Annotated in this window: 13 protein-coding genes; 4 read left to right on the top strand and 9 right to left on the bottom strand. The window is 66.6% G+C overall.

Annotated elements, in window-relative coordinates:
* Nucleotides 1–21: 21 nt before the first annotated feature.
* The 3 genes from AB0L58_RS33230 to AB0L58_RS33220 form a co-directional block, all read right to left on the bottom strand.
* Nucleotides 22–348 (bottom strand): cupin domain-containing protein, encoded by a 327-nt coding sequence (locus tag AB0L58_RS33230; RefSeq protein WP_364393128.1) that lies wholly within the window; start codon nucleotides 346–348, stop codon nucleotides 22–24.
* 199 nt (nucleotides 349–547) lie between these two features.
* Nucleotides 548–1,096 (bottom strand): dihydrofolate reductase, encoded by a 549-nt coding sequence (locus tag AB0L58_RS33225; RefSeq protein WP_364393125.1) that lies wholly within the window; start codon nucleotides 1,094–1,096, stop codon nucleotides 548–550.
* Complete coding sequence (locus tag AB0L58_RS33220; protein ID WP_364393123.1) at nucleotides 1,093–1,899, bottom strand: thymidylate synthase; 807 nt, start codon at nucleotides 1,897–1,899, stop codon at nucleotides 1,093–1,095. The genes AB0L58_RS33225 and AB0L58_RS33220 overlap by 4 nt, the downstream gene beginning before the upstream one ends.
* 43 nt (nucleotides 1,900–1,942) lie before the next feature.
* On the opposite strand from AB0L58_RS33220, the gene cobF reads away from it, so the two are divergent.
* Complete coding sequence (gene cobF, locus AB0L58_RS33215; RefSeq protein WP_364393120.1) at nucleotides 1,943–2,683, top strand: precorrin-6A synthase (deacetylating); 741 nt, start codon at nucleotides 1,943–1,945, stop codon at nucleotides 2,681–2,683.
* On the opposite strand, the gene AB0L58_RS33210 is transcribed toward cobF, so the two are convergent.
* Nucleotides 2,659–3,630, bottom strand: coding sequence for an AsnC family transcriptional regulator (locus AB0L58_RS33210; protein WP_364393118.1), 972 nt, complete (start codon nucleotides 3,628–3,630; stop codon nucleotides 2,659–2,661). The genes cobF and AB0L58_RS33210 overlap by 25 nt on opposite strands.
* A gap of 139 nt (nucleotides 3,631–3,769) precedes the next feature.
* On the opposite strand from AB0L58_RS33210, the gene AB0L58_RS33205 reads away from it, so the two are divergent.
* Entirely contained in the window at nucleotides 3,770–4,627 is an 858-nt protein-coding gene (locus AB0L58_RS33205) for an SDR family oxidoreductase (protein ID WP_364393115.1), read from the top strand.
* Between the two features lie 234 nt (nucleotides 4,628–4,861).
* Nucleotides 4,862–5,731, top strand: coding sequence for a DNA-formamidopyrimidine glycosylase family protein (locus AB0L58_RS33200; protein ID WP_364393113.1), 870 nt, complete (start codon nucleotides 4,862–4,864; stop codon nucleotides 5,729–5,731).
* Between the two features lies 1 nt (nucleotide 5,732).
* Here AB0L58_RS33200 and AB0L58_RS33195 read toward each other — a convergent pair whose 3' ends face one another.
* Genes AB0L58_RS33195 through AB0L58_RS33180 form a run of 4 tightly spaced genes read right to left on the bottom strand, consistent with a single transcriptional unit; the run spans nucleotide 5,733 to nucleotide 9,600 of the window.
* On the bottom strand, nucleotides 5,733–7,238 hold the full coding sequence (locus AB0L58_RS33195; protein WP_364393111.1) for a carboxylesterase/lipase family protein: 1,506 nt from the start codon (nucleotides 7,236–7,238) through the stop codon (nucleotides 5,733–5,735).
* 14 nt (nucleotides 7,239–7,252) lie between these two features.
* Nucleotides 7,253–8,683 (bottom strand): NAD(P)/FAD-dependent oxidoreductase, encoded by a 1,431-nt coding sequence (locus AB0L58_RS33190; protein ID WP_364393108.1) that lies wholly within the window; start codon nucleotides 8,681–8,683, stop codon nucleotides 7,253–7,255.
* Nucleotides 8,680–8,925, bottom strand: coding sequence for a DUF2630 family protein (locus AB0L58_RS33185; RefSeq protein WP_364393106.1), 246 nt, complete (start codon nucleotides 8,923–8,925; stop codon nucleotides 8,680–8,682). Before AB0L58_RS33185 ends, AB0L58_RS33190 begins: the two co-directional genes overlap by 4 nt.
* A gap of 36 nt (nucleotides 8,926–8,961) precedes the next feature.
* Entirely contained in the window at nucleotides 8,962–9,600 is a 639-nt protein-coding gene (locus tag AB0L58_RS33180) for a TetR family transcriptional regulator (RefSeq protein ID WP_364393104.1), read from the bottom strand.
* Between the two features lie 100 nt (nucleotides 9,601–9,700).
* On the opposite strand from AB0L58_RS33180, the gene AB0L58_RS33175 reads away from it, so the two are divergent.
* Nucleotides 9,701–10,822: a lipase family protein gene (locus AB0L58_RS33175; RefSeq protein ID WP_364393101.1), complete on the top strand. Its 1,122-nt coding sequence runs from the start codon at nucleotides 9,701–9,703 to the stop codon at nucleotides 10,820–10,822.
* Here the strand turns inward: AB0L58_RS33175 and AB0L58_RS33170 are convergent.
* Complete coding sequence (locus tag AB0L58_RS33170) at nucleotides 10,781–12,229, bottom strand: PLP-dependent aminotransferase family protein (protein ID WP_364393099.1); 1,449 nt, start codon at nucleotides 12,227–12,229, stop codon at nucleotides 10,781–10,783. The two genes, AB0L58_RS33175 and AB0L58_RS33170, sit on opposite strands and share 42 nt — an antisense overlap.
* Between the last annotated feature and the right edge of the window lie 43 nt (nucleotides 12,230–12,272).

The raw sequence follows: 12,272 nt of genomic DNA, 5'->3' as shown, positions 1-12,272 counted from the left end.
CGCGGTGCGGCCCGTCGGCTACTACTTGGCGACTGTCAACAGGAATGCGACATCGTCCACGGCCTTGACGCTGTGCCGTGCCTTGGGCACGACGAGCAGATCTCCGGCCGAACCCTTCCACTCGTTGGTGCCGCTGAGCAAGGTCAGTGTGCCGCTGAGCACCAGCAGGGTGGCCTCGCCCGCATTATCGTGTTCGGCCAGGCTCTGGCCCGCCGACAGACCGACCACGGTCTGCCGGAGCGCATTGGCATGACCGCCATAGATGGTTTGCGAACTGCGCCCGCTCGTGGCGGTGGCGGCCAACTTCAATTGTTGGCGCGCGACCGCAGTCAGCGATTTCTTGTCCATGGACCGCCTTTCGCAGATGCAATCAGCCGGATCAGGGCTGGTGACACGGGCTGATATCCAGGAGTATGCCCGAATGGCGGGTGACGTGTGTCCGGTTTGGGCGCCGCGCCGGTACGCGGCGTGTTCGTTGCAGGTCGGTGTTCGAAGTGTGTTGTGCGATCCCGAATGCGTGCTGCGCAGAGTTTGCCGAATGGTCGGCTTACTCACGGGTGTAGTGACGAATCCGGAAGCGGGGGCCGGACTTCGACTCGTGCCACGGCTCGGTATCGTCGGCGTGCCATTCGGGGCCGATGGCGGGTGCGTAGGCGTCACCGTCGACGGCGGTGTCCACCTCGGTAACCAGCAATTCTGTCGCGAAATCCATGGCGGCTCGGTAGATTTCGCCGCCGCCGATGATCCAGACGTCCTGCGGCGCGGTCATGGCCATGGCTTCGGTCAATGATGCGGCGCGTTCGGCACCGGCTCCCGACCAGTCGGGCTGGCGGGTCACCACGACATTGCGGCGGCCGTCGAGCGGGCGGAATCTGGGCGGTAGGGAGTCCCAGGTGCGTCGGCCCATGATGACCGGATGCCCCATCGTGACGGCCTTGAAATTCGCCATATCCTCGGGCACGCGCCAGGGGATGGTGTTCTCGAAGCCGATCACCCCGTCCGGAGTCTGCGCCCAGATCAGACCGATGGTGCGGTCATGCCCTTCCGTCGCCCGACCACCACTGCGCACCGAATCGCCGCGCGATGCTGCGTTCATACCGCAACCGGCGCCTTGATCGCCGGATGGTGTTGGTAGCCGATCACTTCCACATCTTCGTAGGTGTAATCGAACAGCGTCGGCGCGGGCCGCAGATTCAGGGTCGGGAACGGGTAGGGCTGTCTGGTCAGCTGTTCGGTGACCTGCTCGACATGGTTGTCGTAGATATGGCAGTCACCGCCGGTCCAGATGAAATCACCGGGTGCCAATTCGGTCTGCTGGGCGACCATGTGTGTGAGCAGGGCATAGCTGGCGATATTGAACGGCACGCCGAGGAACAGGTCCGCGCTGCGCTGGTAGAGCTGGCAGGACAGCTTGCCGTCGGCCACATGGAACTGGAAGAACGCGTGGCACGGTGCCAATGCCATCTTGTCGAGTTCGGCCACATTCCAGGCCGAGACGATGATGCGCCGGGAATCCGGGTCGGTGCGCAGGGTGTGCAGCACTTCGGCGATCTGGTCGATATGGGTGCCGTTCGGTGTCGGCCAGGACCGCCACTGCACGCCGTAGACCGGGCCGAGTTCACCATGGCGATCGGCCCATTCGTCCCAGATGGTGACGCCGTGCTCGTGCAGCCAAGCCACATTGGAATCGCCGCGCAGGAACCACAGCAATTCGTAGACGATCGACTTCAGATGCACCTTTTTCGTGGTGATCAGTGGAAAGCCCGCGGCGAGGTCGTAGCGCAGCTGATGGCCGAAGATACTGCGGGTGCCGGTGCCGGTGCGATCCGCCTTCGCGGTACCGGACTCCAGGACCAGTCGCAGCAGGTCCTCGTACTGGGTGTCAGCGTTATCGGCCACGCCTGGCGAGCTTACCCATATCCTCCCCTGGCAAGCTCGGGCCATGCGCAAGCTCTACGTGATCGGCATCGGTGCCGGGGATCCGGACCAGGTGACGGTGCAGGCGATCAAGGCAATGCGGCAGGTCGAGGTGTTTTTTGTGATCGGCAAGGGGGCCGAGAAACAGGAGCTGGTCGACGTGCGCACGTCGATCCTCACCGAACACCTCGAGCACCCGTACCGCATCGTGGAGATCGCCGATCCGCCACGCGACCGGGATCCCGCCGATTACCGGGGCGTTGTCGCGGATTGGCACGATCGCCGTTCGGCGCTGTTGGCGGATGCGTTCGCACAGGTCGACGGTGTCGGCGGCATTCTCGTCTGGGGTGATCCGTCGCTCTACGACAGCACGCTGCGCATGGTCGAGCGGGTACTCGATCGCGGTGCGCAGAGCTTCGAGTACGAGGTGATTCCGGGTGTCACCAGTGTGGCGGCCTTGGCCGCTCGGCATCGGACGGTGCTGCACCGTATCGGGGAGCCGGTGCACATCACCACCGGCCGTCGACTGCGTGCGGACGGGCTCAGCGGCTCGACCGTGGTGATGCTCGATGGTGACTGTTCGTTCACCGAGGTGCCCGACGCCGACGTGCACATCTGGTGGGGTGCGTATCTGGGAATGCCGGACGAGACATTGATCGAGGGGCCGCTGCGTGCGGTCGAACAGGAGATCGTCGAGCGGCGCACGAGGCTGCGTGCCGAAAAGGGTTGGATCTTCGACGTTTACCTCCTGCGTCCGGGCTCCTGACGCGCGACCGCCTTCACGGTGGCGAGGACCGGCGCGGTCTCCAAGGTGCGGATGTCCTCGAATGCGCCGAGGCGGTGGGTGAGGTAGTGGTGCAGTGCCTCGGGATCCGTGCACATGGCTTGGGCGACAAGGTTTGTCGGGCCGGTGGTAGCGGCGACGAAGGCCAGTTCCTCGTGCTCGGCCAGCGCGGTCGCGACCCGATCCAGCTGTGACGGTGCCACCGACATCCACAGCAGCGCCTGGGTGGTGGCGCCGAAGCGAGCGTCATCGAGTTCGACATCGAAGAAGATCGCCTGTGCCGCGCGCAGTTCCGCGAGTCGCCGGCTGACCGTGGCTTGGGACCAGCCGGTCGCCGTGGCGAGTTGGGCCGAGGTCGCTCGCCCGTCTTGCTGCAAAGCGTTCAGTAGCGCCGCATCGCTATCGGCGAGGCCGCGACGAGGTGTGGGACCGGATCGGTTCGGCTCCAATTGTTTTCGCTGCTGCTCCCGCAGAGCGGTGATGTGGCCGCGCCATGCGGTCGGTCCACCGAGGTAGGTGTGCAGAACGTAATGCGCGGAGACTCCGGTGATGCCCGCGGCTCGGGGGAGGTCCCGCAGCAGCAGCGAGCGCGAGGCGGCGGACGCGCGTGGAATGTTCACTACCAGAAGGATTTCCGTGCCGCCGGAGGTGAGTTTTACCCATGACGTGTCGGGTCGGCGTGCCAGGGAATTCGCGAGGTTCCGTCCGCTGGCCGTCGTGGTGGTGAGGCGCACGAGCCACTGGGTATGTCCGGCGTGGCCGGGATCGGTGAGGCCGACCACGCACAGTCCGGCGGTGGCGCGCAGGCGTTGGTAGCGGCGGGTGATTGTCTGGGTCGAGACGCCGAGGACTGTCGCGATCTTGCTGAACGGTGCGCGGCCGTCGATGTGCAGGGCGTGGATCAGGCCGCGGTCTACGTCGTCGAGCATGGAAGTACCTTTCATTTCACCGCCTGATATGGAAAGTATCCGCTGATTTTCGCCGGCTGATGGTGAATTTCTGGGCTGCTGCCGAAAGTTGACTTCGCCTCGGGCCGCACGGCCCGAACCCTCGACGAAGGAGAAGTTGATGATTCTGGTGACCGGAGCGACCGGGACCGTGGGGCGCGAATTGGTCGGCCAGTTGCTCGCGCGTGGTGTTCGGATGCGCGCCATGACGCGGCGGCCCGAACTCGCCGAACTGCCCGACGATATCGAAATGGTGCGCGCGGACCTGGGCGACCCCGACAGCCTCACCGCCGCGATGCGCGGCGTCGATCGGGTGTTCCTACTGTCCAGCGGCCCCGAAATCCCCACTCACGATGCGAATCTCGCGCAGGCCGCGGCTCGTGCGGGCGTCGAACACATCGTCAAGTTGTCATCCGGTCGCACCGGGGACGACACCGCGACCGATCCGATACCCACCTGGCATCGCGCCGGAGAACAGGCGGTCCGCGACAGCGGAGTCCCGTGGACGATGGTGCGCCCCTTGGGGTTCATGGCCAATGCGCTGCACTGGGTCGGTTCGATTCGCGATCACGGCGCGGTATACGCGCCGTTCGGACAGGGCAGTATCGCCGTGGTCGATCCGCACGATATCGCCGCCGTCGCCACGTCAGCGCTGACCACCGAAAGCCACGAGGGCCAGATCTACACCCTGAGCGGCCCGCAGCCACTGTCACCCGGCGAGCAGACCGAAATTCTCGCCGACGTGCTGGGCCGCCCGCTGCGCTACATCGAAGTAGCACCCGCCACCGCCCGCCAGTCGCTCATCGACCACGGCGTCCAAGACGAGATGGCCGACGCGATTATGGCACTGCGCGCCACCGCCTTGGAGGCATTCACCTCGGTCGTCCACCCCACCGTCGAGCACATCACCGGCGTCCTACCCCGCCCCTTCCGTGTCTGGGCAGAAAACCACCGCGCTCACTTCGCCCGCGCCGCATAGCGCTGGCCCGCACAGACTCGCGTCTCTCGCCCCTCCGTGCCCGCCGCGCCGCCTGGACTGCACGCCTCCGTCGGCCCCTGCCCGCAATCCCGCTCGAGCGCCCGCTGTCAAGATCAGGTGGCAACCACGGCGGCATTGGCCCGAGCAGCCCCCGCCACCAGTTCCACCTGATCTCGAGCCACCCGCGCGGGCGTGAACTGCGCCGATGTCGGTGGGGCTCGGTAGGGTGAGGGCGTGCCCGAGCTACCGGAAGTGGAGGCGTTGGCGCAGTTCCTGAGGGAGCACGCGGTCGGCGCCGTGGTGGGGCGTGTCGATGTGGCCGCCTTGAGTGCGGTCAAGACGTTCGATCCGCCGGTTACGGCGCTGTCCGGACGCGATGTGACCTCAGCGGGCCGGTGGGGGAAATTTCTCGGGATGGAGTGCGACGGACTCTGGTTGATCACTCATCTGTCGCGCGGCGGATGGTTGCGGTGGATCGATGAGCCGAGCCGGACACCACCCAAACCGGGGGGTAAGAGTCCGCTCGCCCTACGGGTGCACTTCTTCACCCCCGAAGGTATGACGCCCGCATTCGACCTGACCGAGGCGGGCACGAAGAAGCGGCTCGCGGTGTATATCGTCGACGATCCGAAACTCGTGCCAGGTATCGCGCGCCTCGGCCCCGACGCACTCGAGGTGACCGAGGAGCAATTCGGCGAGATCCTGCACGGCGCATCGCAACGCATCAAAACCGCGATCGTCGATCAGTCTCTGCTCGCCGGAATCGGCAATGCCTACTCCGACGAGATCTTACACACCGCCAAGATCTCGCCCTTCGCCAATACCAAAACCATGTCGGCGGAAAACGTTTCGGTGCTGTACGAGGCCATGCGCTCGGTGCTCACCGACGCCGTGCAGCGCTCCGTCGGCCAGGATGCCGCCCGCCTGAAGGGCGAAAAGCGTTCCGGCATGCGGGTACACGCCCGCACCGGTCTGCCGTGCCCGGTGTGCGGCGACACGGTTCGTGAGGTCTCCTACGCCGAGCGCTCGTTCCAGTACTGCCCGACCTGCCAGACCGGCGGGAAGGTACTCGCCGATCGCCGGATGTCGCGCCTACTGAAGTAGGTCAGATCAACGTCGGTACCCGGATTCCCTGCCAGGCAATCCGTTTGGCTTTGTCCGGATCATTCTCCAACCGGGTGATCTCATCGACGATCAGCGTCGTGCGCCGGTCTTCGTTATAGGCGGGCCAGGAGGGGAGCGGTCGGCCGGTCCGCGCGAATGCGAGCCAATTGTCCTGGAACTGCCGGGTGACCGAGAGCAGTCCACGCCGCCCGCCCACCGCGGTGAAGGCCCGGCCGATCGGCGAATCGGCCGCACCGAAGACCGGGATCAGCTCGGTGGCATGGGTCGCGCCGATCCCCGCGAGACGCAGTGCGCGCGGGGCGAAATCGTAACGGTAGGCGTAGGTGGGGGCGTAGCGACTGTGACCGGCCGCGACGGTGACCGAGGGCCGCCAGAACACGTAATCACCACCGGCCCGAACGGCGACCTTCGCATCCGGATAGCCCGGATAGGCGGCCACGACTCCGGATTCGAGTTCCGCGCCACCGGCCCGGGTGAGCAGGGCATGCAAGCGGTCCGGTGTGGTCGGCAGTTCATCGGCGAACTTCGCGAACAAGGTGCCCTCATCGCGATTGGTGCCGATGATGAGCGGAACCTGATGTGCGGCACCGCTGGTGATCGCATCGATCGGGGACTGCGGCAGATATTCGCCGTCCACGACCGGCGCGATGGGGAACAGGCCGGGGCGCTCCCGCAGCACCTTGTCGCTGGTCTTGTCGACCGCGCGCCGAATGTCATTGGCACCGGCCGTGATCAGTGCTTTGGCCGCGGTGTCGGGTGTGGCGCCGAGCGCTTCTATGCATCGGCGGGCGAATGCGCGCCCATCATCGGCGCTCATACCCCAATCGGCGGGCGGGCTCTGAGCGATGCCGCGATGGAACAGTCCCTCGGCGGCCGGTGTGGCCAGTAATGCGAGCACCGCATGCGCGCCCGCGGATTCGCCGAAAATGGTGACATTGTCGGGATCGCCGCCGAATGCGGCGATATTGCGCTGGACCCACTCCAGTGCCGCGACCTGATCGCGCAGCCCGAGGTTGCTGTCGAAAGGTCGTTCGGGCGTGCCGAATTCACCGAAATCGACATAGCCGAACGCACCGAGCCGGTAGTTCAACGACACCACGATCACGTCGCCGCCGACCACCAGTCGCGCACCGGAGTACAGACCGAGCGCCGAGGTGCCGATCAGGTACCCGCCGCCGTGTATGAAGACCAGCACCGGCCGGGGTGTCGATGATGGTTCGATCGGTGCGACGACATTGAGTGTCAGGGCGTCTTCGCTGGTCGGCTGGTACCGGCGCGGCCCGATCCTGGCACCGGAGCGGTGCTGCATCGCGGCGAAGCCGAATGCGGTCGCCTCGCGCACACCGGTCCATGGCGTCACCGGTTCCGGCGCGCGAAATCGCAGGTCGCCGACCGGTGGGGCGGCATAGGGCAGGGAGCGCCAGCGCAATACGCGACGGCCGCGGTAACCGCGGACAACTCCGTCGGCGGTCGTTATATCGGACATCTTTCCGATGGTAACTACGAGCGGCGGGCCTCCAACAGACGCAACCAGAGCTCGCTTACTGTCGGATAGGCTGGCACTGCGTGCCACAGCGTCGTCAGCGGCACCTTGCCGACGACGGCAATCGTCGCCGCGTGGATCAGTTCGCCGACCTCGGGTCCGACGAAGGTGGCGCCGAGCAGCGTATCGGTCGCGGTATCGATGACGATCTTCGCCCGCCCCGTGTAATCGTCGCGCGCCAGCGACGATCCGGCGACCGCGATATCGAGTTCCACGGTTTCGACCGCATAGCCCGCTTTACGCGCCGCCGCCTCGGTGCGCCCGACGGACGCGACTTCCGGTGCGGTGAATATCACCTGGGGCACCTGCCCGTTGTCGGCCGTCGCCGCATATCGCGCATCCGCGAGCGCGCGTCCCTCGGCGCGTGCGGCAATGACGTCACCACACACCCTGGCCTGGTATTTCCCCATATGTGTCAGCGCGGCACGATAATTCACATCCCCGACCGCATACAGCCAGTCGCCGTCGATGCCGCGTACCGTCAACTGGTCGTCCACCTCGACATAGCCGTCCGCGAGCCCGACCGAGCCCAACCCGAGCTCGGCCGTCGCCGGTCCGCGCCCGGCGGCGACCACGATCTCGTCGGCCTCGATCTCGCTCTCGCCGGTCTGGACGGTCACCGGACCACCGTGCATCCAGCCCTCGCCGGAGTCCTTCGCATCGACGCGCGTCACCCGAGTGGGTCGGGTACCGAATCGAATCCGAACACCGGCATCGGACAGTGCCGTGGCCACGCGTTCCCCCGCGAACGGTTCGGTATTGCCCAGCAATGCCTCGCCGCGTATCAGCATGGTGATCTCACTCGCGCCCAGCGCGGCGAGCCAGGTGGCCGCCTCACACGCCACCACGCCGCCGCCGATGATCACCACCCGGCGCGGAACCTCGTGCAGATTGGTCACATCCCGGGAAATCCACGGCAGCGCATCGCGCAATCCGGGCACATCCGGAACCGCGGCCTTGCTGCCGGTGGCCAGTACCACCGCGTGCCGGGCGCGCAGCTGTCGGCCGTCGACCTCGACGAGTCGCTCGCCCGCGAGCCGCCCCGTCCCGCGAATCACCGCGATGCGATTGTCGTTGGCCCAATCGACCTGTGAGCTGTCGTCGTGCTTATGTGTGAAGGCGTCGCGCCGCTTCAACACCGCGTCGATATCGAGCCCACTCGCGGTTATTCCGGCCATGGCCTCGGCGCCGGACAGCACGTGGGCCGGTCGCAGCAGCGCCTTGCTCGGTATACACGCCCAGTACGAACATTCACCGCCGACCAGTTCCCGCTCCACGATGACCGCCGTGCGCTCGCTGTTCGCGATGGCGTAGGCGGCGGCGTTCTCACCGGCCGGACCACCACCGATCACGATGACGTCGTATTCGGCGGCGGAATCGGTGGTCACTGCAGATAACCCTCGACCTGACGGGCCGGGTTCTCCTGCGCGTCATCGGGCGTATTACCGGCATCGATGCGCGCGCGGCGCTGGCGAAGCAGATCCCAGGCCTGATCGAGCATCACTTCGAGTTCGGCGAGCTGCTGCCGCTCGGTCACCGGATCGACCGCACCGGCCGTCGCCCTGGACCGCAAATCATGCTCGCGATCGACCAAGTTCTTGATATGCGCCAGGATGTCCTGTTCGGTCATGGGGACCATGCTACGACCGCGCTTGCGATCCGACGGTCAGTGCGACCCGGCATCGGGCGGGGGCACGTCGATGCCTTGCTGCAGCGCGGCCACAATGTTGTCCAGGATCTCGTACAGTGCCGCGATCGTATGGTCGGTGCCGAGCATCCAGTGGTCGAGCCCGACCCCGAAGGCCGCGAAGCAGGTCGCCGCGACGAGTTGCGGGCGCAGATCGGATTCGGGCAGGCCGGAACGCTTGGTGAGCAACTGGGCGAGGGCATGTTTGCGGCTCATCGCCCCGGTGAAATTCTCCTGGCGCAGTTCGGGATTGGTGACCAGCACGTGACGGGCCCTGCGGGCGGTATCGGCCTGGCGCCGACGCAGCGCCCCCTCGGATTCGTCGAGCAATTGCTCCTGGATCGCCGACCGCAGTGCGGTGAGCGCGGATTCGGTAGCCGGGCGGCGCTCCAGTGCCGAAAGCAGTTGCGCCATCAGATCTTCCTCGTGCGCGAACACTACGGCCATTTTCGATGGAAAGTGGCGGTGGAAGGTGCGCCGCGAAACCTGCACGGCATCGGCGATCTGCTGCACCGTGGTCTGCTCGAAACCCTGCCGCTCGAACAGGCGCAGCGCGGTATCGATCAGTTCGCGGCGCACTCTGGCCTTTTCCTGCTCGCGCAGACCGCTCTGCTCCATGCGTCCTCCAGAAAACATCTGTCTCAAAGTGACACTTTCCAGCTTAGTCTGGTTAAAGTGTCTCAATGAGACAGTAGCTCCCAACGAGAGGAAAGTGTCGATGCGTCGCACACTGATCACCCTGGCCGCGGCGGCCGTCCTGGCCGGACCCTTGGCCGCGACCGCGCAGGCGGATCCGACCGGACCGGCGCCGGGAACGGTGGTGCGCGACGAGGTTTTGCCATCGAATCTGTGGCTCGCTGGCACCGGATCGGCGCGGCGAATCACCTACTGGACCAGTGACGCCGACAATCGCCCCGCCCAATCGACCGGTGCGATCTTCATCCCGGCGGGTACGCCCCCATCCGGCGGCTGGCCGGTGGTGTCATGGGAGCACGGGACGGTCGGTGTCGGCGACGATTGCGCCCCGTCGACGGCGGGCCGCTCCGAGCGCGATATGAACTATCTGGCGACCTGGCTGCGGCAGGGCTACGCCGTCGTGGCGACCGATTACATCGGCCTCGGCACACCCGGTGTGCACACCTATCTCGATGGTCGGGCCGAGGCGCATGCCGCGATCGATATGGTGCGCGCCGCCCGTGCCGTCGACGATTCGCTCGCGTCGAAATGGGTGGCCGTCGGCCAGTCCCAGGGCGGCGGCGCGGCGGTGTTCACCGCGTCGCTGGCGACGGCATATGGCTCCGAACTCGACTACCGCGGTGCGGTCGCCACCGGCCCCGCTTCGAATATCGTCGACGCGGCGATGCTGGTCGGACCCGCCACGCCAGCGATCGCATCATCGCACCTGACCGCCTATGCGACATATGTGATGAACGGGTTGAAAGCGGCACGTCCCGACTTCGACCTGGACAGCCACCTCACCCCGGTCGGCAGGGAATTGGTCGATGCGGCGCAGACGCTGTGCTTCACACCCTTGGCTCAGCGCGCCGAGGGCGTCACGCTGAATCAGCTGTTCTCCCGGCCGCTTTCGGAAGGCGACTTCGCCGCGACCGCCCGTCCGATCATGGATGTGCCGATGACCGGATACGACCGCCCGCTCTTCATCGGCCAGGGCACCAATGACACCGATGTGCCCGCGCCGTTGACCGCGAAGCTGGTCGCCGACTTGCAGGCCAACGGTGTCCGGCCTGAGGTCCACATCTATCCCGGCTCGGATCACAGTGCGACCCTCGCGGGTTCGCTACCGGACAGCATGCCCTTCGTGGCCCGGCTGTTCGACTGAAATCGGCAGCGCAGCCTCCGTAAGGCATTCTGCGGCAATCGGAACGGCGGTGGTCAGCTCGGTCCAGCTCAGTGCCGTGTAGCCGAGTGCGATGCCGAAAGTGTGCGGACCGGCTGCCGTGGCCAGTGGATGTTGTTGTGCCGCGAGATGGTGGCGGGACAGTCCGTCGAGCGCCACACCGCGCGCCCGGCCAGCTGCTACGGCACGCCGTTCGGCCTCGGCCGAATCCAGTGGCACCACCACATGTGAACCGGCATCGTCACCGAATACTTCGAGTCCGCGGCGGCGTAGCTCGTCCACGACCAGAGCGCGGCGCGGCGGCACCGCGCGGCGCAGTCGGCGCAGGTGTCGGGCGAGATCGCCGTGCTGGGCGAATGCGGCGAGTACGCGCTGACCCGCGGGACTCGGGCTGGTGCCGGTCCGTTCGCGGTGCGCGATAACGGCTTCGGTGATATCCGGGGCGGCCACCAGCCAGCCGATGCCCAGGGTGGGCGAGAGGATCTTGCTCGTGGTGCCGAGATGCACGACCACGTCCGCGGCCATCGCGGCCAGCAGCGGCAAAGGCGCGGTGTCGTAACGCAATTCGCCGTCGTAGTCGTCCTCGATGACGATCAGGCCCGCACGCCTGGCGAATTCGACGAGTTGTACGCGCCGCGCCGCCTGCATGCGGGTGCCGAGTGGAAATTGGTGTGCCGGAGTGCAATACACGGCCCTGATGCCGGTGGGCAGTCGGTCGACGTGCAGGCCGTCGCCGTCGATCGGCACCGGTAGCACCCGGATACCGGCCGCGACGAATGCGCCCGCGGCGCGCTGATAGCCCGGATCTTCCATGGCGATGGCTTCGCCGGGGCGCAGCAGGGCGGCCGCGAGTTCGCCTACGGCCGAACTGGTTCCGGCCGTAGCCAGCACCACGGTCTTACTGCCCGCGCCGAGGCCGCGGTGGCGCAGCAGGTGTTCGGCGACCGCCGCCCGGTATTCCGGTTCGCCGCCGCGATCCTTGCGGACGATGGGGGAGCCGTCGGCGGCCGCGCGCCAGGCACGTCGCCAGGCCGCCTGGTCGATCGCCTCGACGCACGGTGCGCCGGGGCCCAGATCGAGCAGGTCCGGTTCATATTCGGCGGTGCCGTGGTGACTCGGGTGGACGGTCGGTTCGGTCGGGGCGGTCGTCAGGTAGGTGCCCGAGCCGCGGCGGCCCGCGATCCAGCCCTCGGCGTGCAGTTGGTCGTAGGCCGCGGCGACCACCGTGCGGCTCACGCCGAGGCGTCGGGCGAGTTCTCGCGACGACGGCAGTCGATCATCCGCGCGCAGGAGTCCGTTGCTCGCCGCGGCCCGCAGTCCTTCCGCGACCTGAACCGATAATGGCTGGTCGGCATCGCGGTCGAGGACGATCGGAAGTTCCTCCAGCATCGCGCACCTCCGAATTGGACTGTTCGAATTTCCATGAATTGGC

It is taken from the genome of Nocardia sp. NPDC052112 (genome assembly GCF_040680135.1).
GTDB lineage: Bacteria > Actinomycetota > Actinomycetes > Mycobacteriales > Mycobacteriaceae > Nocardia.
The sequence above is the reverse complement of the archived record's forward strand: the minus strand, read 5'-3'. Positions and strand labels throughout refer to the sequence as shown.

What these genes read in the sequence shown, in the direction of transcription:
- AB0L58_RS33180 (WP_364393104.1), bottom strand. Translation starts at nt 9,600, where the DNA reads ATGGAGCAGAGCGGTCTGCGCGAGCAGGAAAAGGCCAGAGTGCGCCGC.
- AB0L58_RS33195 (WP_364393111.1), bottom strand. Translation starts at nt 7,238, where the DNA reads ATGTCCGATATAACGACCGCCGACGGAGTTGTCCGCGGTTACCGCGGC.
- AB0L58_RS33205 (WP_364393115.1), top strand. Translation starts at nt 3,770, where the DNA reads ATGATTCTGGTGACCGGAGCGACCGGGACCGTGGGGCGCGAATTGGTC.
- AB0L58_RS33185 (WP_364393106.1), bottom strand. Translation starts at nt 8,925, where the DNA reads ATGACCGAACAGGACATCCTGGCGCATATCAAGAACTTGGTCGATCGC.
- AB0L58_RS33170 (WP_364393099.1), bottom strand. Translation starts at nt 12,229, where the DNA reads ATGCTGGAGGAACTTCCGATCGTCCTCGACCGCGATGCCGACCAGCCA.
- AB0L58_RS33210 (WP_364393118.1), bottom strand. Translation starts at nt 3,630, where the DNA reads ATGCTCGACGACGTAGACCGCGGCCTGATCCACGCCCTGCACATCGAC.
- cobF (WP_364393120.1), top strand. Translation starts at nt 1,943, where the DNA reads ATGCGCAAGCTCTACGTGATCGGCATCGGTGCCGGGGATCCGGACCAG.
- AB0L58_RS33175 (WP_364393101.1), top strand. Translation starts at nt 9,701, where the DNA reads ATGCGTCGCACACTGATCACCCTGGCCGCGGCGGCCGTCCTGGCCGGA.
- AB0L58_RS33225 (WP_364393125.1), bottom strand. Translation starts at nt 1,096, where the DNA reads ATGAACGCAGCATCGCGCGGCGATTCGGTGCGCAGTGGTGGTCGGGCG.
- AB0L58_RS33230 (WP_364393128.1), bottom strand. Translation starts at nt 348, where the DNA reads ATGGACAAGAAATCGCTGACTGCGGTCGCGCGCCAACAATTGAAGTTG.